The following is a 24,905-nucleotide window of genomic DNA, read 5'->3' as shown; positions in this document are numbered from 1 at the left end:
CAGCGCACGCTTTGCAGCGCCGAATCTTCCGCCAGCCATGCCTGGGCGCGGTCCTGCAGGTGGGTTTGCGTCAGCAGCACCGCCGCCCCGCTATCCTCCAGCATGAACTGAATGCGGTCGGACGGATAGTCCGGATCAAGCGGCACATACGCGCCTCCTGCCTTCCAGACCGCCATGACGCCAACCAGCAGGTCCACCGAACGGTCGGCCAAAATGCCGACGATCGATTCCCGGCCGATGCCACCCTCGCGCAGCGTGCCGGCCAGCCGGTTCGCCCGCTCGTTCAGCTCCCCGTACGTCAACTGCTTGTCCTCGTACACCACCGCTACCGCTTCCGGGCTGCGCGCCGCCTGCTCCTCAAATAACCGGTGGAACGGCTTATTGTGCGGAACCTCGGGCAATGCCGGGTTAAATTGGGTTAAAATCTTGCTTTTCTCTTCTTCACTCAGCATGGACAGCTCGCGCACCGTCTGCTGAGGGTTCTGTATAATTTGTTCGATAATCGCAATCATCTGTTCGGCAATGCGCAGGATTTCATTTTCCTCGAACAATTGAATGCGGTAATCGAAATTCAATTCAATCCGCCCGTCGTCGATCATGTCCACCACGTGAATGGCAAAATCCCCCACTTCGTGTCCGCAAAAACGGCTGTTTTGCAGAACGCTGAGGTCATCGTAGTGGGACCAGGTAAGCGGCAAATATTCGATATCCACCCGGAACAATTCCTGAATGTCGTGCTGCTTGTTTTCTTTTCTCAAATCCTGGATGAGCTGATTGTACGGATATTTCTGATGGCGGAGGTTCGACTTCTGTTCTTTGGATACATGATGCAGAAAAGACTCTGCGCTCTGATCCGGGTCCAGCAGCATGCGCGTCGCGACGGTGCTTACAAACATCCCGATCGTTTCTTTTTCTTGCTTCGACGTCCGGTTGGCATAAATCGTGCCTACCGTGAGGTCCTGATTTCCGGTGACTTTATGAAGAAGGATATACAAGGACGCCAAAAACAAAGTAAATATGCTGACGTTATTCTGCTCGCTGAATTGCTTCAATTGTTCGTAACGTTTATGGGTAAGGGGAACGCTCGCTCTTCTGGCCTCCGTGCTTATAGCATAAGGCGTATTCGGTTTGATCGCGGTAATTTCCGAGAACGATTTGAATTTATCCAACCAGTAGGCCTTATCTTTTTGGTAACGTTCCGACCTCTCGTATTCCTGTTCGGCATAAATATAATCGAGATAAGAGCTTTTGGCTTTCTGATCCGGCACGGTTCCATGCAGCAAATCCATATAGTTCTGCATAACCGTGTTAACGATGAGGTGCGATGCTACGCCGTCGGCAATAATGTGATTGATTTTCAAGTTAAACCAGTGTTCTTGATTATTAATATTAAAAACACAGAAATGGTACAGCTTTTCATCAAAAATGCTTATCGGTATTCTATTAAAACGCTCCAGCCATTCCTTCGCTTCCTCAACGCTCCCCATTTCCAGATAATCGCACTCAGGGATGATGTTCGATTCCTCTTCAAACCATTGCATCGGTTCAGCTTCGGAAGGAGCAATCCGGATACGGAAAGCATCGTACTCTCTTATCAATTTATAAACCGACTGCATCAAAACATCGGTTTGGACATGACCCCTTATGAATAAAGTTCCTCCAATAGCTCCGACAGTCGTATTCGGATACATCATTTCCATATTCCAAATTCTTCGCTGCGCTTGGGTTAAAGCATACAATTTGTTCTTATTCTCGCTCACATCGACACTCTCCTGGCATAGGGATTCGTAAGGTAGGCCCGCAACCCAAGGTACTGGAAAAATCATTTGCTCGAGAGCTAAGCGGGCTTATTCAGCCCGCAGCGCTCGTCATATGTCCCGTCTACGAAACGGGTTGTACAGCTACTAGCGATTTCACGAACGTGTCGAACGGCAGGATAGTCAGTTTTTCGGCAAACTCGCGTTCCTGCCCGCATACGGCCAGCTTGTACGGACCGTCCACAGGGTACTGCTTGAACCAGTACTCCTTCAAATCCGGGCTATGCAGCAGGACGGGATTGCCTTCCGACGTTACCCGCACCGCGAAACGGTCCAAAGGAAGTGAAAGCCCGACCCCTCTTTGCTTAATGAAGCTTTCCTTCAAAGTCCACAAATCGTAAAAATAAGGCAACCTTTCCGCAAACGGACGCTGCTGCAAATCATATGCCTCTTCGGGGGCAAAATAATGATAGGACCATGAAAAATCGATGTACTGCTGCCGTTCGATATCGACGCCTACCGGCTGCTCCGAAATGGCGCATACAACCCATTCGCCGGAATGGGATACGTTGAAATGAATATTCGGAAAACCGTCCAAAGACGGCTTTCCGTAAGCATTGTGGATATACCGGATATCCGAGGGGCGAAGTCCCCATTTTTGTCCGATGAGCCACCGTGCCAGCGCTTCCCCGACCAACGTTCTGCACTGGTCCGCAGGCTGCTTCAAACTTGCGGCCTTCGCCTGCTTTTCTTCCGATACGCAATCGTACAGCTGCTGCATGATACCGGCCTCGGGCTCCCCGGATAACCGGACCGCGTAAACTTCGATCGTCATAGGCGTCGGTTAGTGCCTTCCCCCCTGTTTATCGACATAGACCGAGCGGAGCAGGGATCTTTCGAACGGAACGCCTTGCGCCGTCACACCCTGAACCTCGACGGACGTCTGGTAGACGCCCGGTTCTTGGGCTGCCGTCAGATCCAATTCGTTATTCGCTCCTGCCACCGCTTGTTTTTTCAACGATTGAATTTGCTTTTTGCCCGGATTGCCTTGCTCAGGGATAAAGCTCACATTGTAACGAACGTTGAGCATGTTCGAGGACAACCCGTTGCCGTCGGCTTCTACACGGAATTTTTGCTTGTCTTGTGTCGTCAGCTTGAGCGAATCGGAAAGTGCCGAATCGTATTGCACCGTCAGCAGATGCGCGCCAGGCTTTTTGGATTGCGCCTGCAGCGTCCACTCGCCCTGTTCCGGCTTGGCAACGACCGCAGTATGGTGCCAGCCGTTTTTGAACAGCTCCTGATCCTGCTCCACCTTGACGTCGACCGTTCTTTTCTCGCCGTTCGGCGCAATCAATTCCAGGCGGTCGGCCGGTTGGTCGGCAATCCAATCGAACGTGATGCTCCGCACGCCGTTCTCCACGAGAAAACGCTCGACGGCGATGCTTTCATGCTTGCCCCCACGGGTCAGCGTGTTGCTCGGTTGAACCCGTTCAAACGGATTCGTTTCCCGGACCGCACTTTGTCCGCTGCTTTCCGACTCCGCCGCCAATCCGGCTGAAGCCGCCAAATAAGGCTTGATCAGCGGGAACATCGGCGTGCCGTTATGAACCACCTTGTGGTCCCACGGTCCGATCTTCACCATGGTGCCCTTGGGATTGTGGGCGCTGCTGACCGTTACGACGCCGTCGTTCGGACCGAATTTCGATAAATACAGCCCTCCCGCGAGGTAAATCAGACTCGAATCGTGCCAGCCGTCGCCGGCGAACGTGTAAATCTTGTTCTTCGAAACGTTGGCATGCGAATCGGTAATCGAACGGAAATAGTTCATGTAAGACGTTTGCATGGAGTAGGTGCCCTCGGTCTTAAAACCGATCAGGTCCGCCAGCCATCCCGCCCAGTCGGAGTACGCCAAATCGGCGAGCTGCGATCCGTGGTGAGGGCTGCCTAAAGTGACAACGTGCGAAACGTACGGATACGCGCCGTAATGCACGAGAGCCGTTTGCGAATCGACCCCGCCTTTACTGTGGGCGACGATCACGAACTTTTTACCCGGGAACGCCTTGGAAATTTCCACGATTTTATCGGCAAGCAGCTTGCCGTTATCCCACATGTTTTTCGACGGGCCTCCCGAATCGTACAGCTCGATGAAAGCGGTTTGATACCCGTTATTGAAAACCGTTTGGTACATATCGTTCGTTTTGTACCAAGTTCCGGCGTTTGCTGTTAAGCCTTGTACGAACAGAATGACGGGGTAGTTCGGATTCAGGTTGCTCGGTGTAGCGCCGGGCGCCCAAGTTCCGGGAACGCCAGATAAGTTCGGGTCGGGTGCGGCAGCGGAAGCTGGCGCTGCAACGACAGCCCAAAGCAGTAGGCATGACAACAGCAACGTCAGAACTCTTTTATTCATCAATAACATTCACTCCCCCAATAAAATGGTGAACCGAATACGATTTCGCTAATCCATCACCCGCCGGCCCGACTTCAAACCAATTCCGGTTGAAGCAAGTTCGACGCGCAGCATTCCGTTACGGCCTGCTTCAGAATCTCGCAGCCCTTGGCAAGCTCCTCCATCGGAATCGTGAGCGCAGGCATCAGCTTGACGACCGCATCGTTACGTCCCGCCCGCTCGATGATAACCCCGAGCTCATAGCAGCGCGAGGCAATCGCTTTGGAGAGCGTCTCATCCCCGCTGCCCGACGTGTCGATTCCCCAGATGAGCCCTCTGCCCCTTACCGTGAGACGCGGGTCGATCGGTAAAATTTGCTCCTTCAAAAATTGCTCGACGAATCTGGCTTTGCGTTCCGTTTCCGCCTCCAATCCGGTCTGTTCGCGGAATTCGAGAGCAGCCGTAGCGCCGACAAAAGCAAGCTGGTTCCCCCGGAATGTGCCGTTGTGCTCTGCCGGCTTCCAGACGTCGAGCTCCGGCTTCAGCAGCAGCAAGGACATCGGCAGCCCGTAACCGCTGATCGATTTGGAAAGCACGGCCAGATCGGGAACGATGCCTGCGCGCTCGAAGGAGAAGAACGGGCCCGTCCGTCCGCATCCGACTTGGATTTCGTCGCAAATGAGCAGAATGTCGTGACGGTCGCACAAATCGCGCAGCTGGCGGAGCCATTCGATCGGAGCTTCGTTCAGACCGCCTTCTGCCTGAATCGTTTCGAGGATGATCGCTGCCGGTTTGGCGATACCCGAATGGTCGTCCGTCAGAATCGCCTCCATGTATCCGATTGTGTCCAATCCGTCGATAAAGCCTGCCGGGAAAGGCATGAAGGTCACGTCGTGCAGCGGAACTCCGCCCGCTTCGCGGTGATACAGGCTGCTGGTGGCGGCCAAGCTGCCTAGCGACATGCCGTGAAACGCGCCGATGAAGGCAAATATGCCAGTGCGGCCCTTGACTTTTCTCGCCAGCTTGAAAGCCGCCTCTACCGCATTGGTTCCCGTCGGACCGCAAAATTGAACCTTGTGGTTCAGACCGCGTGGCTTCAGAATCTTATCGGAGAACGTCTGCAGAAACGTTTCTTTGGCCGAAGTGTACATGTCCAGCCCGTGGCTGATGCCGTCCGATTGCAGATAATTAATGAGCCGCTCTTTGATAAAGTCGTTATTATGTCCATAATTCAAAGCGCCCGCGCCAGCGAAAAAATCGATATACGACTTGCCGGACTGTGCATATAGGACGGAGCCTTTGGCACGTACGAAAACGTCCGGGAACGAACGGCAATAAGATCTAACATTGGATTCCAAGGCTTCGAATGTGTTCACTGTCATATCATAATCTCTCCTCAGGTATGATTTATTCCGTGTCAAAATTAGTTAAGGGCTTACCTCCGCGATGTTGTTCTTAATGTTCGTACCCTCTTTTTAAAGCGCCTGGCTAACGGCAATATCGCCTGCAACAAGGGCGGAACCTGGATCATTTATCGATTCGTCATGCTGCAAACTTCCTTCAGGTGTTCCCTGTAGGATTCGATGCTGAAAACGGGTCATGCGGTAGACTAAGGAGTAAGGTTGTGTGTGTAGGAATGATGCGGGTGCGGTTTCCTGATGCGTTGAACAGAACGTGGGTTGAACAAGATGTTTGAGATGGAGCAGGCTGACATTAAGCAACCGGTCTCCCGTTTTATGGAGCTTTTTTTCTGCCCGGAGTTTACGAAGGGCAAATGTTTTGCGGCGTCTTCCGTTGTATGCGAGAACTTGCATCGGCATTCAAAATCCAAGAAGGCCTTCGTGAGAACATCCGGTCGTCACCCCCTTCTACGTGATTACAAAATAACCAACACCTGCTAATTATATACAATTATTAGGCAAAGATAACATGGTAGTAAAGTCCTATTTTGTAATCAATTATAAACTTTCGTTCAATAATTAGACATTTTTACAAACGCTTAACAAAGGGGATTCAGAAGATTCGACTTCCATCTTCTAGTATTTTGTCGATTGATGACAAAAGGTGTAGAAAACCCGGTTCCCAGCAGCCAAAAAAGAAAAAGCGGCCAACTGGCCATCTGTTTTTTTTCGTATACAGCTGACAGTCTAGGAGAGCTTTTTTTCAAATACTTAATATTTTTTGACGCAAAAAAAGCTGCCAAAGGGATAGTGCGCTATCCTATCGGCAGCTTTTTGAATGGTTGGCCGGTTATCGTCCGAAGATTAATATGCCTTCGGCACCTCGACCTTCCGGGTTACCCCGTCCTCCGTAAAGTACAGATGGACACCGTGGTCCTGATCGTCCAGAAAATGCGAGACGTACTTCGGTTCGCCGTGCTTGACGGGCACCAGCAGGGTGACGAGCCGATGGCTGCGCGCTTCCTTCGTCGCCGCTTTCAAGTGCCAGTGGACCGACAGTCCTTCGTACTCGGCCGGATCGACGTCCGTAAATTCGTTGTGCTGCATCAGCTCCAGCTCGCCGGACGAACAGTAGACGAATCGTCCGTCCATATCCGCCTTGCGGCCCTGCACCTTAAACGATTGCCCGGACAGCTTCATCTCGTACAGCGTATGAAACAGCCACTCGATGCGGCCGGGCCGTTCCAGATCGATGAGATCGACGACCACGACAAACGACTTCCCGAAAAAGTACAGCTCGCGGACATAACGCTTCAAGTAAGGGACGTGATGCCGGTAGGCCGCCGTCGCATTGCAGCGGGAATAGCCGTAACCGTCCCGCTGCTCTGCCGCCTCGACGATGCCGGAGGCCGCCATTGCCAGCACTTTATCCGTTCCGGCATATTGGCCGAGCCCGTCCACGAGAATGTTGTTGGTGGAACGCGTCTGCCTCCGCCAGTTCCGGTGCATCGTGCTGCCGAAAGCGACGTAATGGCCGCTCTCGATGGCAAGCGGCTCGCCGTAGGCATGCAGCAGGAAGCCGTTCTGATCGCCGTGGCTGTGGCTGACGGAGCCGTACTTGCTGCTTTTCGTCAGCAGCATGATATGGCGCTCCGGGTCGGCCATGTTCCCATGGAAGGCGACCCAGCCGACATCCCGGAACCATTTGACCGGCTCGATCGACGCTTCCGTCGGCGAAGTCGGCTCGATCGCCGGGTAATCGTGGCGGTACACCATTTCGTCGAACCGGAAATCCCACCAGCCGTAATTGTAAAATTTCATTTCCGAGTCCGTATCGATCTCCTTGACCCGCTCGAAATACCACTGATACAGACCGTTCCCGGTCACTCCGGCAAACTGGCGGACGTTGAAGCCGGTCTTCAAGCTGACGGGATCGCCGAGCGTGGACTGATCGCCGAAGCTGGCGCGCAGCGTATCCGGGCTGAAGCAGTACAACGGAAAATCGCCGGTTTTGGTGAAAAACGGACGGCAGTAAAAATCGATGCCGGTATAGTTTTTGAGCAGATTAAACGCTTCCGTCACAAACGCCATGCCGGTCGTCCAGTACATCGGTCCTTCCGCCCAGCCGCCGTCCGCGCCTCCCCACGGCGTGTACAGGTTCGCGTAATACTCAAGCGTGTAATCGAGCCATTCCTGCGCCTTCGGCTCCTCTCCCAGCAAGGCGATGCTGCAGGGCACCATCACGCTGGACAAGGAGCGTACCGCGTGGCTGTCGAACGGCACGTGGTGGATTTTGGACCGCTCCATCACGTGATACGCCACAAGCCCCGTTCGCTTGAATAGCGAACCGCGGACAAGCTCGCGCTCCGCTTCCGTTAAAGCGTCATACAGCCAGTCATAGCCCCAGGCAAGCGCGCCCGCTACCCGAAACGACGCTTCGTCGTTGTAATCGCGCGAGGTCGTTCCTTCGGGATTCCAGCCGGCTACATGCAGCAGCCACAGCTTCGCGCGCCCGATGAGCGCCTCATCCTCCAGCACGACGCCGGCCACGGCCAAATGCCGGATGGCGTACAGCGCTTCCTGACAGTCCAGGTACATGTTCCGCCACAGGCTTGCAACCCTTTTGTGGTCCGGGTACGGCTGCGGCTCCGCAATAAGCTCGCGCCCGATCCAAGGCCGGACGGAGCGAACGTAGAACGTCTCCCAGCCGCAATAGGACGGGTCTTCCTTGACCCTGCGGCGGAAGTCCGGCAGCTCGGAAGCCTGCAGCCACAGCCGCGGATGTGCCGCCGAGGCTTGCGCATAGCGGCGGTCCGGCGACGGCAGCGGCGTCTCGGGCAGCCCTTCGGGCACGGCGAAGCGCCGTACCCGGCTCCAGGCCGTTCGGCCCGCTTCATCGTCCGTCAGCAGCGCATACCGCCAGTAATACGTGCCCGGCTCCAGCGGACGGTCCGGCGTATACAAATTATACGGAACCGGCCCGACCGTCTCCGTTTCCTCCTCCGCAAACGCGGCACTATAGGAAATTTGCAGCACGTACCGGTCATGCTCCAATTGCGCCGGAATCCAAGTAAACCGGGGCGGATTTTCAGTAAGGACGGTCTGTTCGTCCGGCGCATACTGTACGGTCAGCACCCCGCTCTGCGGCTCGTATAACGGTGCCTGGCTACGCATGGCGCTCCCCTCCTATGACGGTTAGTCCCTGCTCCGTAAGCGCGCAGGTGCGAATCCCCTCTGCCGATTCAACTTGAACTGCGCCAGAGGGTGTCTCCTTCAAAATCGTCCGTTCTCCAGCGCTGTACACGTGAACAAACCGCGCGCTGCGGCCATGCCGGCGATGAAGCAAAGCGGTTAGCGGCCGGCTCGGGTCGACGCTGGTTCCCGGCGTCCTCACGGCATAGGCTTCGTCTCCCGGCTGAAGCAGCGCCGTATGATAAATCCGCCCGCCGCCCGGCACCTTGTACGTCAGCCTCAGCTCCCTCGCTGAGCCGACGGCCCCGTAACGCTTGACAACGGGAAGACGCTGCCATTCGCCTTCCGGCGCCAGCGAATAGAAGCCGCCGTGATCCGGCGCTTGCTCCGGGCATGTCTCAACACCGATATGAGCCGTTTCTTCCTCGGCCGGCACGACCGGGTGCATCCACCATTCGATCGACGCTTCTTCCCCTGCCGCTACCTCGAACCAGTCCAGCAGCCATGGATCGGTCAGCAGCAGGTGCCGATCCATCCGGCAGCCTGGATACGCGCCTTCCGACCGCAGCCATACGTACGTATGGGCCGCTGTCTCTTCGAACCGGAGGCAGCTTCCGGTGTGGGCCGCCTGCGATGCTCCGCCGAGCGATACGGTGTTATGGCTTGCCGTTTCGGCGAACCACTGCTTGCGGAGCGCCGATCCGTAAGGCACCATGCCGAACTCCGGCGTAAATGCCGTCTCCCGGTGCATCATCGTCAGATGAAGCTTGTCGTAATGGCCGTGCGAGCCTCCGTGCGGGCCGAAGTCAGCCAAAAACGACAACGCGTTCGACGTCCTCCGGCCCAGGACGAAACCGGAATCGCGGAGCAATCTGGAGCCCCGCAGCAGCCCCGCTTCTTGACCGAAAGCACCGTCCACCCCATTCGTTCCCCCTGCAGCCCTTCCGACGAACCGGCGTACGACAGGCTCTTCGCCTTCGCCGTACAGCAGCGCCTCAAGCTGGCAGCGCGCACCGTCTTGACCGCCCATCTGCCGGTACGCTTCGCGCAGGATCAGCTCGATCCCCGGCTGACGGTACCGGCTCAGGCCGATCTCCATAATCTCAGCGATTTCTCTCGCGTAGGGCAGCCGCTCCATCGGGCCGTCATGCAGGGCGGGCAGCACGCCGCGGTCGTCGGCAAGTGCAGCCAACACATCGAACATGCCAGACATCGATTGACCCGCCGTCCCTTCGGCGTCATACAGATCGATGCCGAAGCGCTCCGCCATTTCCGCCGAGATCAGGTACGCCCGCAGGACGAACACGTGATAGTACGTGCTGCCTTCGAACTCCAGTTGGTCCGGCTTGACCCCGATGGACAAATGATGCTTCCAGCCCCCTTCGCCTGCGATCAGGGCAAGCAATCCGCCGCGATCATTCTTCACCGCGTGGACGCACGAAAGCGCAGCATTAAGCCAAGCCGTGTAATTGTTCTCGGCATTGCCCCGTTCGTGAATCAAAATGCGGCGGTACTCCGCCATACTTGCCTCCAGCAATCGCAAATAGCCGTCGATCGCCTCACGCTCGGACTCCGTCCAAGCCACGCCTTCGTCGCTTAACAGCAAGCAGGCGCGAAGCAGCGTCGTCGACCAGATCGCTTCCGTGAGCGCCTGATGAAACGCCCGGCCTTTCAGCATCCACGGCTGAGCGTCCGGATGCACCGGGTAGTCGGGAAACTGGCGCGCATACCCGGCAATGATCCGCTTTGCCAGCTGTGCATAGGCAGCTTCCCGCGAAGCCGCATAGACCGCCGCTGCTTGAAGCGCGGCGCGGGCCAAGGACTGGTGCTTGAACACCAGCCAAGCCCCGCGGTACGCTTCGCCTTCGATCAGGCAGCCGTGCGGGCAGCGGAACGACTGCGCATCCCGTTCGGCAGGATCGAACAGCAGCTCCGCATGGTGACGGGGACACACGTATTGGTGCCACCAGCCGCCCGGCTCCACGGGAATATACAAGCTGCCCGCCGCTTCCAGCCGATCCAGTTCCTCCTTAAGCTCGGCCAGCACCCGCCGCCCCCAGGCGTGCTTTTCCGTTTTATGCCGGATTCCCGTACTCATCGCATCATCATCCCGCCGTTGATCTCGATCGTTTCGCCGGTCAAATAAGAGGCCAGATCAGAGGCCAGGTACAGGACGGCGCCCGCCACATCCTCCGGCGTCCCTTCCCGCTGCAGCGGAATGCCGGTTACCGTCGCTTTGCGCGCTTCATCCGTCGTGAAGGTCGCATGGAACATCGTGTTGCCGATAAAGCCGGGAGACACGAGATTGACCGTGATGCCGCTGGGCGCCGCTTCCTTGGCGAGTCCTTTGGAATAAGCCGATACGGCTGCCTTGCTTGCGGCATAAATGCTTGAACCCGGTCCGCCTCCGTTATGGGCGGCAACGGATGACATATTAATAATGCGGCCCGCCCCTTTCGCTTTCATGCCCGGAAGGACGCGCTTGCACATGAATACCGTGCTTTTCAGATTGACATCCATGATCTGCTGGTACAATTGTTCGGTCATGTCGATGTTCGGCTGGCGCTTCACCAGATGGCCGGCGTTGTTGACCAAGATATCGACCGTTCCGCCGAACGCCCGCTCGATTTCCGATACGAGACGGTCGATCTCCGCAGCGTCCGTAACATCAGCCTGCACGAGCACCGCTTCGCCTCCGGCCGCCCGGATGGCGGCAACCGTCTCTTCCCCCTGCGCCACGTTGCGCAAGCAGTTGACGCCTACCTTGGCGCCGCTTGCAGCAAGCGCGACCGCAATCGCACGGCCGATCCCTGCGTTAGAGCCCGTAACCAAAGCCACTTTTCCCATCAAATCGATTTTCATATGAATCTCCTCCGCATCCATGAAATGAAATGTTAAGATCAGGCAGGATCTTTAATAGAGCGCAGCGCCGGTGCCGACGTTTCCGGCATCGTCATCGTAATGCGGCTGCCGCGGCCCCGTTCGCTTTCAATCGACAGGCCATATTGCTCCCCGAACACCATCTGAATGCGCCGGTGAACGTTCATCAGTCCGATCCCTCCGCGCTGCCTCCCGCCCTCGTGCTCGTCTGCAAGCCGGTTTTGCTTCAGTCGTTTGCGCAGCTCTTCCAGCCGGTCGGTCTCGATGCCCACTCCATTGTCTTCCACGGACACCTGGAACAGCCCGCCCTGCTTGCGCGCATCGATGCGGATGTAATGATGCGGCTCGAAGCCGCCGGGAAACGCATGCTGAAATATATTTTCGATCAGCGGCTGCAGCGTCAAGCGCACCATGTTTTCCAGCAGCAGCGATGGCGGAATGACGACGTCGATCTCGAATTCCCGGCCGATCCGGTGCCGCAACACGATCATGTAATTGCGCACGTGGTTCAGTTCGTTGGCCACGGTAATTTCTTCCAGATTGGTTTGGATCGAATAGCGCAGCATGAAGGCCATCGCTTCCACCATCTCGGTAATTTCGTACGAATCCTGAACGATAGCATAGCAGTTGATCGTTTCCAGCGTGTTGTACAGAAAATGCGGATTGATCTGCAGCTGAAGCGACTGAAATTCCGCACGCTGCCGCTCCAATTCCGCCCGACCAAGCTCTAGCGCATTTTTTTGCTGCTGCAGCTCGGCTTCATATACTTTCTCGATCATCTCCGAAAGCCGCGTCACCATAAGGTTGTAGCTGTGAATCAACCCACCGATTTCGTCCGTCCGGCCGATCTCGTCGATGTGCTGCCAGTTCCCTTTCTCCGTTTGCCGCATGCTTTCTTTCAGCTCCCGAATCGGCGCAACGATGGAACGGCCGAAGCGGTAGGCGAGCCACAGAGCGGCAATCAGCGTGAGCAGCCCGACGCTGAGCGTCGTGGTGCGGATCGTGGACGCCGGACGCCGGAGCTCCTGGACCGGAATAGAGGCGACAAGCCTCCAGTCCGAATAGCTCGAACCTCTGGAGACAAACAGCCGCTCCTGCCCCTCATAATGGTCGATGACCGATTTTCCCGCGCTCTGCTCCATATGCCGGAACAGCTCCGGTTCCAGCTTCGCATCCTTCAGCGGCCAGATCGGATGGTAAATAAATTCTCCTTTTCCATTGACGATAAAGAAATATCCGTCCTTTCCTACGTTCGCGCGCTGCCATATTTTCGCCAGTTCGGCGAGCTTGAACTCGATGGCGACGACCCCGCGGTTCGCATCGTTATAAGCGGAATCGCGCACTTTTCGCGCCATCGTGACGACGGTCCCCCGGTCCTCCGACCTCAGGCTCACGTTCAGCAGAACCATCTGCCCGTCGTCGGGGGTATTTTTCATAATGTACTCGAACTTGGTCTTATACTCCGCAGGGTCCAAAAAAATCAAGTTTTGGTTGTCATAGATGACGGAACGCCGGTGCTGCCCGACGACATAAATCATGTTCAGCTGCTTGTACAGCGCTGCGATCGATTGCACGGAATTCGACGCGAACTTCTTGATCTGCGTGGAGTAGTAGTAATACCCGTACCCATCGTCGGGCGCAATTTCCATGAACGACCGGACGTCGGGGTTCGAGGTGAACGAATTGCTCAGCAGCTCGTACGTCTGCAAATAAATATCCGTCTGGTATGCCGCGCTATCGACGATTTGCTCCATGTACTGCTCGGCCTGGCGGTCCAGCTCTTTGGAAGACTGCACGTAAGAAACGACGCCGACGGTAATCAGAGAGACGGCAATAACAATGAGAAAATAGATATAAATTTGGCCGGACAGCGTTTTGCGCTTCATTATTCGATGCCCATCTTTTGCCGGTACTCGGATGGAAGGCACCCGGCGTATTTCTTGAACGTCTTCGTAAAATGCGGATGGTCGGCGTACCCGACCTCGCCCGAGATATCCGTGATCCGGTAATGCGGCTGCTGAAGCAGCTTCTTCGCTTTTTCCATCCGCCTGCGGGTCCGGTATTGGACAAACGTTTCCTGCGTCGATTGCTTAAACAGCTGGCTGAAATACGAGGCGTTCAAGCCGATGTATTCCGCCACCTCTTCCAGCGAAACCTCCTCGGCCAGATGACCCTCGATGTACTGCTTCGCCTCCTCGACCGGGTCCTTGCGTCTGCCCCTGCGCTTATGCCTGAGCTCCTCGCACAAGCTGCGGACGCTGCCGTCAAACCGCCGCCACGCCTCCTCCTTCTCCGAAACGTCCGCCAGCTCAAGGTAGGTGCACAGTGTGAATACGTCCCGTTTGTTGATCCGGCTCACCAGCAGAACGTGCAGCTCGTCAAGCACATCGCACAGCCGGCTCGGCTTCAGGCCGAAGCCGTCCAGCTCGCTGCGCATCTCCGCCAATACGGCCCGCAGCTCCTGCTCTTGCAGCAGCCACACGGCCTCATCCAGCTTGGCCGCCCACGTTTCCAGCCGGGTCACGGGAACGAACGTCTCGGAGCGCTGCTTCGCGCTGAAGCGGACGAGCTTCTCCAACACCTCCTGAAACCCTTTGATGGTGACCGGCTTCAGCAAGTATTCCTTCACGCCGTAAGATACGCTCTTCTGCGCGTATTCAAAATCGTTATAGCCGGAAACGACGACAATCTGGATATCCGCGTCCATCTCGGCCACGTGCCGGCACAGCTCCAGCCCGTCCAGCTTCGGCATCCGGATGTCCGTAAACAAAAAATCGGGGCGTTCTTCGCGAATCCGCTGCAGCGCATCCGTGCCGTTCTCGGCCGTGCGAATGCTCGTTATGGGCAGACCGGATTGCTCCACCAGCTTTTGCAGGCCTTTGCGAATCATCGGCTCGTCATCTGCAATCAAGATTCGGTACATGGCGAACGCTCCTTTCAGAAGGGGGGCGGAGAGAAAAGACTGGTGATACATGCCCTCCGGCAGGACACCGCACCTCAACCACTCATGAACCGCCTTTTCCCTCCGCGAAAAGGGATATAATATTTATTCCTCACGCCCTTGCAAGACGCAAGGCGCGAGGAGAAAAACGCTTACATTTAAACCGTACTATTATGGAAGAGACGCAATTAACGGCGCGGCATCGAGATCGTCACGTTCGGATCTTTGCTTTTAAACTTCTCGGTCGCTTCCTTGACGACGTCGTTGCCGCCCTTCGATTTCCACTCCTCGATGACCTTCGGCCAATTGGAGATCGGCTCCTTGCCGTAGACCATTTTGACCATATGCTGGAGCAGCACCGGAGCGGCAAAATCGGATTCCGGCGAAATGTCCGGATTTTTGATGTACGCTTCCAAACGCGGTTCGAATTGGATGCCGTCGCGCCCTTCGTTTGCCAACATTGTATCATAGATGCCCATCAATTTCTGCCCTTCCGGCGTAAGGCTAAGCGTGCCTTTGTTGTACTTCGTATCCTGCACCATCCACAGGAACGCTTGGCGGTAGCGCTCTTCGTCCACCCCTTGCGGGTCCGTCGGCGATTTGTATTCGATCTTGCCGTCCACCGTCTTGTAGGTCTCCCCTTCGATGCCGAACGTAAAGAACTTCTCCGCCTCGTCCGACAGCATCCAATCGAAAAATTTGATGATCGCCTCCGGATTTTTTACCTTTTTGTTGATGAACCAGGCGCGGGTAACGGAATTGTACAAGTAGTAGCCGCCCTTGCCGTCCGGACCGACCGGGGACGGAATCAGCTCAATCTTGGCGGTCGGGACGTTTGCCTGCAACTGCTTCTCCCACTGCAGCACTTCGTTGGCGTTCATCGACCACATGCCCGCCTTGCCGGCCAAAATATTGTTTTTGTAAACGGTCGGGTTGATCGTCGCGAACTCCTTGGAGATCAGGCCTTCGTCGAACATCGTTTTGTACGTTTCCAGCGCCTTTGTCATATTGTCGACGTTGAAAAACTTCGGCACGATTTGATCGCCCTGCTGTGTGTGCATGGAGAGGTAAGGGAACGCGTCAAAGGCGCCGAAAAACGTATCCGCGTATTTGAAATTCTCGCGGCCCTGATATGGCTGCTCGACTCCCAGCTCCTTGAACTTCCGCAGCACGTTCAAGTATTCGTCGACCGTCTTCGGCACCGGCAGCCCCGCTTTATCGAGCAGATCCTTGCGGATCGCGGTTGCACGGCGCGAAGGGTTGGAGAGGAACTCCGGGATCGCGTAAATTTTGCCCTGGTACGTCTCTTTCTGCCAGGCGTCCTTCGGAATTTTTTTCAGCAGGTTTTGCCCGTGCTTTTGCAACAGATCGTCCAGAGGCAGAAAGACGCCAGCCTGAACGGAGCCCGCCATCTCCTTGCCCGCTACGCCGCCGCTGCCCTGTACGACATCGGGTATGTCGTTGGTGGCGAACATTTGGATCATCTTCTGCTCGAATTCCTTGTGCGGGACGAGCACGATGTTCAGGTCCGTGTTGGTCAGCTCCTCCAGCTTTTTCACCCATTTGTCTTCGTTGATGTTGGGCGACTTCTCCACGTGATTGAAGGCTAACGTTCTCATCGAGATGGAAAATTTCGCTTTTTCGTTTGTATTGCCGGTTCCTTCCCCCGCGGGCGGCTCCGACGTCTTGGCGCAGGCGGCCAGCATGCTCGCAGCTGCGGCCGAGGCAAGCCCGACCTTCATCCATTTCTTCATACGTACCCCTCTTTTCTGAGAAATGATATGGAGCGATTGCATTTAGTGTAAAAGGACGACTCTTTCCGAGCATAGCATATTGCTCGCTCGGGGCTGCGTTTTTTTTTCGGGAGACGTCCTGTTTTACCGTTGTAAAAGCTCCGGTACCGGATGCCGGAAGTTAAGATTTCACGGAGCCGACCATCATGCCTTTGACAAAATGCTTTTGCAGGAACGGATAAATAAGCACGATCGGCAGCGTCGCAATGATGATCGTCGCCATCTTGATGCCTTCCGGGTCCATATGCGCCAGCGAGCTGAACTGGGAGGCCGATGGGTCGATGTTGATCTCGTTCGCATCGATCAGCTGGCGGAGCTTCACCTGCAGCGGCCTCAAGGCCGGGTTGTTGACGTAGTACAGCGCGTTCATATACGTATTCCAGTGGCCCACCGCGTAGAAAATGCCCAGGGAAGCCATTACGGGCTTGGAAAGCGGCAGTACGATGCTCCAGATCATCCGCAGCTCGGTGCAGCCGTCGATTCGGCCGGAGTCGATAATTTCTGAAGGAATCTGCATAAAGAACGAACGCATGATGAAAAAGTTAAATGCGCTGATCGCGCCGGGAAGCAGCAGTGCCCATAGCGTATTCGTCAATCCGAGGCTCTTCATCAAGATAAAGTTCGGAACGAGCGGAGCGCTGAATACCATCGTAATGAGCACCATGACGACGACGATTTTCCGCCCCACATACTCCTGCCTCGATACTGGATAAGCCAGCGAAGCGGTGGCAATCAGATTGATGAGCGTGCCGACCACCGTAATGTACACCGTAATCCCGAAGGAACGCCAGATCGAAGCGTCGCTGAACACGTATTGATAGTTGATCCAGGTGAAATCGACGGGCCAGAACAATACTTTTCCGGCAATGACGGCTTCGGAGCTGCTGAACGATTGCGCCAGCACGCCGAGGAATGGAAGAAACATCGCCAGCCCGAGCAAGGTCAGAAAAATAAAGTTCGCCGCATTAAAAACTTGCCAGCTTGCGCTTGCTTTTTTCATAAGTTATCCGCCTCCCGCTTCCCGCAGCCGTTAATACAAGCTTTCCCCGGTCGTTTTCTTGCTGAGCGTGTTGCCGATGACGATCAACACCAGACCGACGACCGATTTGAACAAGCCGATGGCCGTCGTGTAGCTGAACTGCTGTCCGAGCAGACCGACCTGATAAATATATGTGTCCAAAATTTCGCCGTTGTTTTTGTTGAGCGGGTTCAGGAACACGTAGACGCGCTCGAAGCCGAAATCCAGAAACTTGCCGATATGGAGCAAAAACATGATCATGATCGTCGGCAGCAGCGCCGGGATCGTGATGGACAGCGTCTGGCGCCAGCGGCTCGCGCCGTCCACCTCGGCCGCCTCGTACAAGTCCGGGTTGACGCCCGCCAACGCCGCGAGGAAAATAATCGTCCCGTACCCCGAATCGCGCCAGATGCCGGAGCCGATAAGCACCGTGCGAATCCACGATTCTTCGCCGAGGAAGTAGATCGGGTCGAAGCCGAGCCAGCTGATGAACTGGTTCACCGCTCCGGTCGATGGCGACAGGATGCCGATGGCGATGCCGCTGACGATGACCCAGGACAAGAAGTGCGGCATATAGACGACCGTCTGCAGTACCCGTTTGTACAGCACCAGACGCAGCTCGTTGAGCAGCAGCGCCAGGACGATCGGCGCCGGGAAGGCGATGAGCAGGTCGTACAATCCGATCAGCAGCGTATTGTTGAGAATGTTCAAAAAATCGTAATGGGCGAACATCCGTTTAAAATGCGCAAGGCCCACCCATTTGCTGCCCAGCATGCCTTGAAAAATATTGTAGTCCTGAAAGGCGATCACCGAGCCCAGCAGCGGAACGTACTTGAAAATGAAAAAATAGACGATCCCCGGAACCGAGATCAAATAAAGCGTTTTGTATTTCCACATAAACCGCAGTACGTTTTTACGGGTCCCGGCTTTGTAGCCGACCGTTTTCACCGCCTGCATTTTTACTGCCATGCGTGCCCCCTCCTTTTCCGTCTTAATGTAGTTCCATCCTACTCCGTAAAAACGCTTTCAACAATGGAATGCCTTTTCTCGCCCTTGTGTTTTTTTTGGCTCCGGGCTAAAAAAATGTCGTCAGTCGTCGAACGCGTGCCGGACGTCCCATTTTATGCTATATTGTTGTCATCGATAAAAAAAGGAGTCTTCAGTCATGCAGTTTACCGGCTTTACCGAAACGGATTTCGCAACCTTTACGATAGAAGGCCTGGAGGGACGAATGGAAGCGATCCGCTCACGCATTCAGCCCAAGTTCGGCGCCATCAGCGGCGTGCTGCTCGATGAGATTGCTGTGGAGGCGGGAGAAGAGCTGTTTTTGCACATCGCCAAACATGCGCGCCGCAAGGTGAACCCGCCCGTCGACACGTGGATGTCGTTCTCAAGCAGCAAGCGCGGCTACAAGCAGCTTCCCCATTTTCAGATCGGCTTGTTCGACGACCGGGTGTTCATTTGGCTTGCCCTGATCTACGAACTGCCGAATAAGCACGCAATTGCCCAAACGTATTTGGACCGTCTGACGGAGGTCCGCTCCGCTCTGCCCGAAGATTTCGTGCTTACGTTCGATCATATGCAAAAAGACGCGGTACCGGTGCGGGACTTGGATGACAGCAAGTTCGAGCAGGCGCTCCGTCGCTTTCGCGACGTGAAGAAGGCCGAGCTACTGGTCGGCCGCAACATTCCGTCCGGCGATCCGGTGCTGGCGGACGGACAAGCGTTCCTCCGGCTGGCTAAAGAAACCATGATCTCCGCCCTGCCTTTATACAAGATGGCCAAGCTGTAAGCAAGGACAAGGCCTCCCTCCGGCTTAAGCCGATGTCGGGGGCCTTTTTCTATGTTTTACGGTGTCGTATGTTTCACAGCGGCCTCACTCCCACACCACTCACATTTTTTACAATAATTAGCTGAAATTTAGCACCTTTTGAAATCGATTGCATATAGTTAACATAGAACGGCTATCCATTTTCAGGGAGGGGTAGGCATGAAGAAAACTGCGGTTCGCAACCTGCTGGCTTCGCTAATTGGTATTTGGTTCATAGGCGCTCCGTGGATTCTCGGTTTTTCCGGCCATTCTGGAGCTCTGTGGAGCAGTATGGCCGCCGGCTTCGCTGAACTCGCCTTCTCGCTGCTGGCATTGGGCAAAACGGGCTGGGGCTCGTGGCAGCATTGGATAGCGTTTTTGGCAGGCGTTTGGTTTATGATGCTGCCCTTTGTCTTCTCATTCGGTCTAGGGATGACCCTCTTCCTTCTGGTGCTCGGCATAGTGACAGTCCTCTTGAACTTTTACAATATGAACGAGGATTCTTAAATATTGTCGTTAATTTTCTGAATTTTCCGTCATGTAAGCGGTTATTTGTGGTATAATGAAATCGTAATCCACTAAACCGCAAATGAGGTGAGGATGATGTTATTTTCTAAAATCCTTGTTGCCTATGACGGTTCGAATTTATCCAAGAAAGCATTGAAACGTGCGGTCGAATTGGTCCAGGAACAATCTCACAGCCTACATCCTCCGCGGCTCGAAATTATTCATGTATACGCCCTTCCTACCTTTATCGGCAGCGAATATGCGGTTAACAGTACTTACATCGAAGCTGCCGAAGCGACGATCGAGGAAGCCAAGGCGCTGATCCCGTCGACGCTAAACGTGAAATTTACGCTGACCCGGGGGCAGCCGGCTTATGCCATCCTGGAGCATGCGGAAGAGATCGGCTGCGACCTGATTGTCATGGGAAGCCGGGGACTCGGGAAAATCCGCGAGTTCTTTCTCGGAAGCGTCAGCCATAACGTCGTGCAGCAGGCTAAGGTTCCCGTGCTGATTGTGAAATAAACTGAATTCTCCCATCGTCCGACCAGACCGCCCAACCGGCGGTCTATTCGTCGTTGCTCAAAATTTTATTTTAGCCTAAGCTTGCTTTAAAGTAAGGTTAAGCCTGGCTGCCTATCCTAATCATGGTTGCAAAACCAATCCAACATCAGGAAGGTGAACCTGCATGAAGCAAACGTATGCGAAACGGGTAATCGTCTCCTCGCTGGCGCTGGCACTTCTGCTCGGAGGCGGGGTCCTGTATGGAACCGGACAATCGGCACACGCCGAAGATGCGGCCTCGCAGCAGCCGTCCGCCACAAAAACGAAAGCCGGCCCATTCCAGGAATGGTTCGGCAAGCGAAGCGGGCAGGACGGCTTCAAAGACCCCGGCGCTTCCGCCAAAAGCATGCCGATCTTCGAAGAAGCCGCTGCGATTCTCGGCACGGACAAAGCCTCGCTGATCGCCTCGCTTAAAGACAAGACGCTCGTACAGTTGGCCGCTGAGAAGAACATGAGCGAAGCCGACTTCGTCGCCAAGCTGCAGGCAGCGCGCAGCAAAACGATCGACGAAGCCGCAGCTTCCGGGAAGCTGACTGCCGAGCAAGCGGAGAAGCTCAAAAGCCGCATGGCGGAGCACCTGAAGAGGATGGTTAACCGCACCTTTGACGGCAAAGGCGGCCGCTCCGGCATGCATGCGGGCAAAAAACATCTGGGCATCGCGCCGGACAAGCTCGCCTCCATTCTCGGATTGACCGAGGACCAGTTGAAAACCGAACTGAAGTCGGGCAAATCGCTGACCGACATCGCGCAAAGCAAGGGAATGTCCAAAGAGCAGTTGGTCGGCAAAATCAAGGACGAGATGACTCCGTGGATCGAACACATGGTCGACCGCAAGCCTTCGCAGGATAGGAAGAAGTCTGAAACGAATAACGTTTCATAGTGCTTAGGTACCAATACCGTCCCAACTGGAGTGATCAGAGTGTTGAGAAACCCTAGAAGTAGAAAAACTCAGACAAATAGAGGTGGGGTAATCCCGTAAGAGTTTACGGTTTCTCAACAAGCTCACCGTCCCGGTAGGGGCGGTTTTTTGCTTTTCCAACATGGTATCTTGACGGAAACGTAGTAGCGCCAACGCTTTCGAACGCTCGTTCACACTTGAGGACAATTTTGGTGTATAATAAATGAGGCTCCCGAACTATGCATCAAAGAGGTGTGAGTCATGTTACCCGAATCGAACGAAGATTGGATCGAGCAGCTGCTTAAGCTAAGCGACGAAGAACCGAAAATGACGGAAAAACAAACGAAAATCCTGCATGCGGCCATCGAGATTTTTGCCGAGAAAGGCTACGCCGCAGCTTCTACCAGTGAAATCGCGCAAAAAGCAGGCGTTGCGGAAGGCACGATCTTCCGTCATTACAAAACCAAAAAAGACTTGCTGCTGTCCATCGTCCGTCCGATCATGGCCAAGCTCGTCGCCCCGTTCGTCCTCCGTAATTTTACGCCGGTGCTGGAGGCGAAATATACCCGGTACGAGGACTTTCTGCGGTCGCTCATCCGCAACCGTCTGGAGTTTGCCCGCCAGCATTTGCCCATGATCAAAATTTTGATGCAGGAAATTCCGTTTCACCCCGACCTCCAGGAGCAGTTCAAGACGGATGTCATGAACGAAGTATTAGCGAGAATCAAAAAAGTGATTGTTTTTTTTCAACAAGAAGGGCAGATCATCCCCCTTCCTGCCGCCACCGTAGTCCGGCTGACCGCCTCGGTCATCATCGGCTTCCTGATTACCCGTTTCCTGCTCGTACCGGAACAAGAATGGGACGAGGAAGAAGAAGCGGAGACGTGCATCCGCTTTATTATGCACGGACTCGCCACTCGGTAAGCTGTGGAGACATACGCTTCATACTCGGGTTCCAAAGGAGACAGCTTCATGATTGTACACGGAGACCGGATCTATATCCGACCTCTTGATTTACCGGATGTCCCAGCGCTTCATCTGCTACGAGCGGAAAACGAAACGTTCTTCCGTCCGTTTGAGCCTCTGCAGGACAGCAACGCTTTTACCCTCGACGCCGTACGAGAATCCCTGGTGAATATGATCGCCGAACGGGAGCAGGACAGCGCCTACGCTTTCGGTATTTTTTTGAACGGCACGGACGAGCTTATCGGCCGGGTCAGACTATCATCCATCGTTCGAGGGCCATGGCAGAACGCCAATCTGGGTTATTACATTTCCGAACGCTTCAACGGGCAGGGTTATATGTCCGAGGCGGTCGGACTTGTGCTTCGGTTCGCATTCGAGAACTGCGGACTTCACCGGGTTCAAGCGGCCATCATGCCTCGCAATAGAGGATCGATACGCGTCGTCGAAAAAAACGCCATGCGGCTGGAAGGCCTGGCCCGCAACTATTTGCAGATCCACGGCGTATGGGAAGATCATGCGATCTATGCCATGACGCGGGAAGAATGGCCCCCGGCCCCCGGCGATCGGGCTAATTCGGCGCTGAGCCATCTGGTGTGAATAAGAAAGAAAAGCCGTCGCAGCGAACAATCGCATGCGGCGGCTTCTTTGCGTTCCTCACGATTTCGTTATACGGGCTGTCCGGCTGCCCGGGTATCTGCACGATCCGCGACGATAAAACGGTACAGCAAGTACAAGGCCGCGATACAAAGGACCGCTCCGGTCACGAACGGCACACTGTGGTTGTAATCGTAAATGCCGGCCCCGAGCAGCGGCCCGGTAATGCGACCCAAGCTGTCCATCGAGGAGCTTAAACCGGAAGCTACCCCTTGTCCGACCTTGGTCTTCTGCGTAATCAGCGAGGTGACGCAAGGACGAATCAGCGCGTTCCCTGCGGCGAAGACGCTCAAGTAGAGCGAAGCGGTAAGCAGGCTGCTGGAGAACAGGATCAGCACGAAGCCGAGCGCTGACAGCAGCAGGCCGATGCCGATCACGCGGGCCTCCTGCCCTTTTTTGATCAGCCGCCGGACCACGCCGCCTTGAATCAAGGCGCCAACTACGCCGCTTACCGCAAACATGATGCCGAGCTGTGTCGGCGTCGCGCCGATCTGATCCCGTTCGAACAGCAGCAGCGTCGCCTCCAGCCCCGCCAGCGTGAACGAGACGAAGAACGAAAGCACATACAAGTATTTGAGCGAACCGACGAATGCGCTCCAGCGGGAAGTTTTTGCTTCCCTCGGCTTGCTCCGCATCTCTACGGTCAGCGACTCCGGCAGCATGAAGAAGGCGAATGCGAACGTGGCAAGCGCCAGCACGGATGACGCGAAGAACGGCACCTGCAGCCCGAAATGGCTCAGCAAGCCTCCGAACGCCGGGCCGAAGATGAAGCCCAGACCGATCGACATGCCGACAAGCCCCATGCCCTTGGTGCGGTTCTCCTCGGTCGTAATGTCCGCGACATAAGCGACTGCGCACGCGGTAGCCGCTCCCGAGAACAACCCGCCCAAAATGCGCGACACATACATCAGCACGAGGTTGTCCCCCGCAATGCCGAACAAGAAGAAGCTGACGCTAAAGCCGAGCGCCCCGGTCATGATAAGCGGGCGGCGCCCGATCCGGTCCGATAATCCTCCCCATACCGGAGACATCAGAAACGACGCCAAAGAATAGACCGACAACAGCATGCCGAGATGAAAGCTGTCGGCCCCCGATCCGGTGACGGCGTCGGGAAGCACCGGGATGATAATGCCGAAGCCGATAAATATCGTCATCAGCAGTACCATAATAATAGCCAGCTGTTTTTTCATATGCGTAACTGTTCCTCCCGATTTGTTGGTTGATCCTAAGACGGCCTGAGCCGCGGGTTCGGCCGAAGCCATGTGCAGAAATTATCCTTATCGTACCATAACTTTTTTGACGATGGAAACGAAAGCTTTTTAAGATTAACAAAATCGACAAACCTGCGCGCGGAAGCCTTTGAAAAGCGCGCCCGGCAAGGTTTTTTCCGCCTCCGTTCCCCTCCGCGGTTAATTATTCGGCCAGGTTAACAAACTATTTACCAAAAACCGCTTGCATCCGTGTCGCTTTTTGCTATACTCATTTTGTTTGCTTTTTTTCCGGCAAACGCTGGCATAGCCAACAATACTCGTACACACGAAGGGTAGGGATGACCGTGGATCAAACGAAAACTCCTCTGTTTACCGCACTTAAGGAGCATGCCGGACGCAATCCGGTACAGTTTCACATTCCAGGACATAAGAAAGGTGTCGGCATGGACCCCGAGTTCCGGGAGTTTATCGGTGATAACGCGCTCTCCATCGACCTGATTAATATAGCTCCGCTCGATGACCTGCACCAGCCGACCGGCGTCATCGAAGAGTCCCAGAAGCTGGCCGCAGCCGCGTTCGGGGCCGACCATACGTTTTTTTCCGTGCAGGGCACCAGCGGTGCCATCATGACGATGATCCTCACCGTCTGCTCCCAAGGCGACAAAATCATCGTTCCGCGCAACATTCACAAATCGATCATGACCGCGATCATTTTCGCCGGCGCAAAGCCGATCTTCTTGAAGCCGGTTCGCGACGAAAACCTCGGGATCGATCACGGCGTGACGACCAGCTCCGTCAAACGCGCATTGGAGCGCCATCCGGACGCGAAAGCGCTGCTGGTCATCAATCCGACCTATTACGGCGTATGCGCGAACCTGAAGGAAATCGTAGATATCGTGCACAGCTACAACATTCCGGTGCTGGTGGACGA

At 55.2% G+C, this 24,905-nt stretch carries 20 protein-coding genes; 7 read left to right on the top strand and 13 right to left on the bottom strand.

Annotation, left to right across the window (positions count from 1 at the left end; translation table 11 throughout):
* The 12 genes from QJ48_RS02835 to QJ48_RS02780 form a co-directional block, all read right to left on the bottom strand.
* Positions 1-1,760: condensation domain-containing protein (locus QJ48_RS02835; protein WP_054972147.1), on the bottom strand; the 1,760-nt coding region annotated here is incomplete at its 3' end.
* Positions 1,761-1,881: 121 nt separating this feature from the next.
* A complete protein-coding gene (locus tag QJ48_RS02830) occupies positions 1,882-2,592 on the bottom strand; it encodes a 4'-phosphopantetheinyl transferase superfamily protein (protein ID WP_054972146.1) in 711 nt (236 codons plus the stop codon).
* Between the two features lie 9 nt (positions 2,593-2,601).
* Complete coding sequence (locus QJ48_RS02825; protein ID WP_063858003.1) at positions 2,602-4,164, bottom strand: triacylglycerol lipase; 1,563 nt, start codon at positions 4,162-4,164, stop codon at positions 2,602-2,604.
* Between the two features lie 74 nt (positions 4,165-4,238).
* On the bottom strand, positions 4,239-5,519 hold the full coding sequence (gene ectB / locus QJ48_RS02820; RefSeq protein ID WP_054972149.1) for a diaminobutyrate--2-oxoglutarate transaminase: 1,281 nt from the start codon (positions 5,517-5,519) through the stop codon (positions 4,239-4,241).
* 888 nt (positions 5,520-6,407) lie between these two features.
* Positions 6,408-8,717, bottom strand: coding sequence for a DUF4962 domain-containing protein (locus QJ48_RS02815; RefSeq protein WP_054972144.1), 2,310 nt, complete (start codon positions 8,715-8,717; stop codon positions 6,408-6,410).
* A complete protein-coding gene (locus QJ48_RS02810; RefSeq protein WP_054972143.1) occupies positions 8,710-10,833 on the bottom strand; it encodes a heparinase II/III family protein in 2,124 nt (707 codons plus the stop codon). The genes QJ48_RS02815 and QJ48_RS02810 overlap by 8 nt, the downstream gene beginning before the upstream one ends.
* A complete protein-coding gene (locus QJ48_RS02805; RefSeq protein WP_054972142.1) occupies positions 10,830-11,597 on the bottom strand; it encodes an SDR family NAD(P)-dependent oxidoreductase in 768 nt (255 codons plus the stop codon). The genes QJ48_RS02810 and QJ48_RS02805 overlap by 4 nt, the downstream gene beginning before the upstream one ends.
* Positions 11,598-11,635: 38 nt before the next feature.
* Positions 11,636-13,501 carry a sensor histidine kinase gene (locus QJ48_RS02800; RefSeq protein WP_054972141.1) on the bottom strand — a complete coding sequence of 622 codons (1,866 nt, stop codon included), beginning with the start codon at positions 13,499-13,501 and terminating at the stop codon, positions 11,636-11,638.
* Positions 13,501-14,538 carry a response regulator gene (locus QJ48_RS02795; RefSeq protein WP_054972140.1) on the bottom strand — a complete coding sequence of 346 codons (1,038 nt, stop codon included), beginning with the start codon at positions 14,536-14,538 and terminating at the stop codon, positions 13,501-13,503. The genes QJ48_RS02800 and QJ48_RS02795 overlap by 1 nt, the downstream gene beginning before the upstream one ends.
* Positions 14,539-14,744: 206 nt before the next feature.
* Positions 14,745-16,310 carry an extracellular solute-binding protein gene (locus QJ48_RS02790; RefSeq protein ID WP_054972139.1) on the bottom strand — a complete coding sequence of 522 codons (1,566 nt, stop codon included), beginning with the start codon at positions 16,308-16,310 and terminating at the stop codon, positions 14,745-14,747.
* Between the two features lie 160 nt (positions 16,311-16,470).
* Positions 16,471-17,349, bottom strand: a complete 879-nt coding sequence (locus QJ48_RS02785; RefSeq protein WP_054972138.1) for a carbohydrate ABC transporter permease — start codon at positions 17,347-17,349, stop codon at positions 16,471-16,473.
* Between the two features lie 30 nt (positions 17,350-17,379).
* Positions 17,380-18,336, bottom strand: coding sequence for a sugar ABC transporter permease (locus QJ48_RS02780; RefSeq protein ID WP_054972137.1), 957 nt, complete (start codon positions 18,334-18,336; stop codon positions 17,380-17,382).
* Between the two features lie 196 nt (positions 18,337-18,532).
* Here QJ48_RS02780 and QJ48_RS02775 point away from each other — a divergent pair, with 196 nt between their 5' ends.
* From QJ48_RS02775 to QJ48_RS02750, 6 genes are all read left to right on the top strand, one after another.
* Positions 18,533-19,159 (top strand): DUF1054 domain-containing protein, encoded by a 627-nt coding sequence (locus tag QJ48_RS02775; protein WP_082420308.1) that lies wholly within the window; start codon positions 18,533-18,535, stop codon positions 19,157-19,159.
* Positions 19,160-19,357: 198 nt separating this feature from the next.
* On the top strand, positions 19,358-19,684 hold the full coding sequence (locus QJ48_RS02770) for an SPW repeat protein (protein WP_054972136.1): 327 nt from the start codon (positions 19,358-19,360) through the stop codon (positions 19,682-19,684).
* Positions 19,685-19,780: 96 nt separating this feature from the next.
* Positions 19,781-20,206: a universal stress protein gene (locus tag QJ48_RS02765; RefSeq protein WP_063858002.1), complete on the top strand. Its 426-nt coding sequence runs from the start codon at positions 19,781-19,783 to the stop codon at positions 20,204-20,206.
* A 163-nt stretch (positions 20,207-20,369) separates the two neighbouring features.
* Positions 20,370-21,125 carry a hypothetical protein gene (locus tag QJ48_RS02760; protein WP_054972134.1) on the top strand — a complete coding sequence of 252 codons (756 nt, stop codon included), beginning with the start codon at positions 20,370-20,372 and terminating at the stop codon, positions 21,123-21,125.
* A 279-nt stretch (positions 21,126-21,404) separates the two neighbouring features.
* Positions 21,405-22,067 (top strand): TetR/AcrR family transcriptional regulator, encoded by a 663-nt coding sequence (locus tag QJ48_RS02755; RefSeq protein ID WP_054972133.1) that lies wholly within the window; start codon positions 21,405-21,407, stop codon positions 22,065-22,067.
* A gap of 48 nt (positions 22,068-22,115) precedes the next feature.
* The gene (locus tag QJ48_RS02750; RefSeq protein ID WP_054972132.1) at positions 22,116-22,706 is read left to right on the top strand and encodes a GNAT family N-acetyltransferase; all 591 of its coding nucleotides are present in this window, start codon (positions 22,116-22,118) and stop codon (positions 22,704-22,706) included.
* Between the two features lie 68 nt (positions 22,707-22,774).
* On the opposite strand, the gene QJ48_RS02745 is transcribed toward QJ48_RS02750, so the two are convergent.
* On the bottom strand, positions 22,775-23,953 hold the full coding sequence (locus tag QJ48_RS02745; RefSeq protein WP_054972131.1) for an MFS transporter: 1,179 nt from the start codon (positions 23,951-23,953) through the stop codon (positions 22,775-22,777).
* A 359-nt stretch (positions 23,954-24,312) separates the two neighbouring features.
* Here QJ48_RS02745 and QJ48_RS02740 point away from each other — a divergent pair.
* A partial coding sequence (locus tag QJ48_RS02740; RefSeq protein ID WP_157261483.1) for an aminotransferase class I/II-fold pyridoxal phosphate-dependent enzyme occupies positions 24,313-24,905 on the top strand: 593 nt, incomplete at its 3' end.

It is taken from the genome of Paenibacillus sp. A3, from assembly GCF_001399685.1.
Lineage (GTDB): Bacteria > Bacillota > Bacilli > Paenibacillales > NBRC-103111 > Paenibacillus_G.
The sequence above is the reverse complement of the archived record's forward strand: the minus strand, read 5'-3'. Positions and strand labels throughout refer to the sequence as shown.

Coding starts and splice junctions, on each gene's coding strand:
- QJ48_RS02805 (WP_054972142.1), bottom strand. CDS start 11,597: ATGAAAATCGATTTGATGGGAAAAGTGGCTTTGGTTACGGGCTCTAAC.
- QJ48_RS02825 (WP_063858003.1), bottom strand. CDS start 4,164: ATGAATAAAAGAGTTCTGACGTTGCTGTTGTCATGCCTACTGCTTTGG.
- QJ48_RS02780 (WP_054972137.1), bottom strand. CDS start 18,336: ATGGCAGTAAAAATGCAGGCGGTGAAAACGGTCGGCTACAAAGCCGGG.
- QJ48_RS02815 (WP_054972144.1), bottom strand. CDS start 8,717: ATGCGTAGCCAGGCACCGTTATACGAGCCGCAGAGCGGGGTGCTGACC.
- QJ48_RS02760 (WP_054972134.1), top strand. CDS start 20,370: ATGAAGCAAACGTATGCGAAACGGGTAATCGTCTCCTCGCTGGCGCTG.
- QJ48_RS02785 (WP_054972138.1), bottom strand. CDS start 17,349: ATGAAAAAAGCAAGCGCAAGCTGGCAAGTTTTTAATGCGGCGAACTTT.
- QJ48_RS02770 (WP_054972136.1), top strand. CDS start 19,358: ATGAAGAAAACTGCGGTTCGCAACCTGCTGGCTTCGCTAATTGGTATT.
- QJ48_RS02810 (WP_054972143.1), bottom strand. CDS start 10,833: ATGAGTACGGGAATCCGGCATAAAACGGAAAAGCACGCCTGGGGGCGG.
- QJ48_RS02775 (WP_082420308.1), top strand. CDS start 18,533: ATGCAGTTTACCGGCTTTACCGAAACGGATTTCGCAACCTTTACGATA.
- QJ48_RS02755 (WP_054972133.1), top strand. CDS start 21,405: ATGTTACCCGAATCGAACGAAGATTGGATCGAGCAGCTGCTTAAGCTA.
- QJ48_RS02750 (WP_054972132.1), top strand. CDS start 22,116: ATGATTGTACACGGAGACCGGATCTATATCCGACCTCTTGATTTACCG.
- QJ48_RS02830 (WP_054972146.1), bottom strand. CDS start 2,592: ATGACGATCGAAGTTTACGCGGTCCGGTTATCCGGGGAGCCCGAGGCC.
- QJ48_RS02790 (WP_054972139.1), bottom strand. CDS start 16,310: ATGAAGAAATGGATGAAGGTCGGGCTTGCCTCGGCCGCAGCTGCGAGC.
- QJ48_RS02800 (WP_054972141.1), bottom strand. CDS start 13,501: ATGAAGCGCAAAACGCTGTCCGGCCAAATTTATATCTATTTTCTCATT.
- QJ48_RS02745 (WP_054972131.1), bottom strand. CDS start 23,953: ATGAAAAAACAGCTGGCTATTATTATGGTACTGCTGATGACGATATTT.
- QJ48_RS02795 (WP_054972140.1), bottom strand. CDS start 14,538: ATGTACCGAATCTTGATTGCAGATGACGAGCCGATGATTCGCAAAGGC.
- QJ48_RS02765 (WP_063858002.1), top strand. CDS start 19,781: ATGTTATTTTCTAAAATCCTTGTTGCCTATGACGGTTCGAATTTATCC.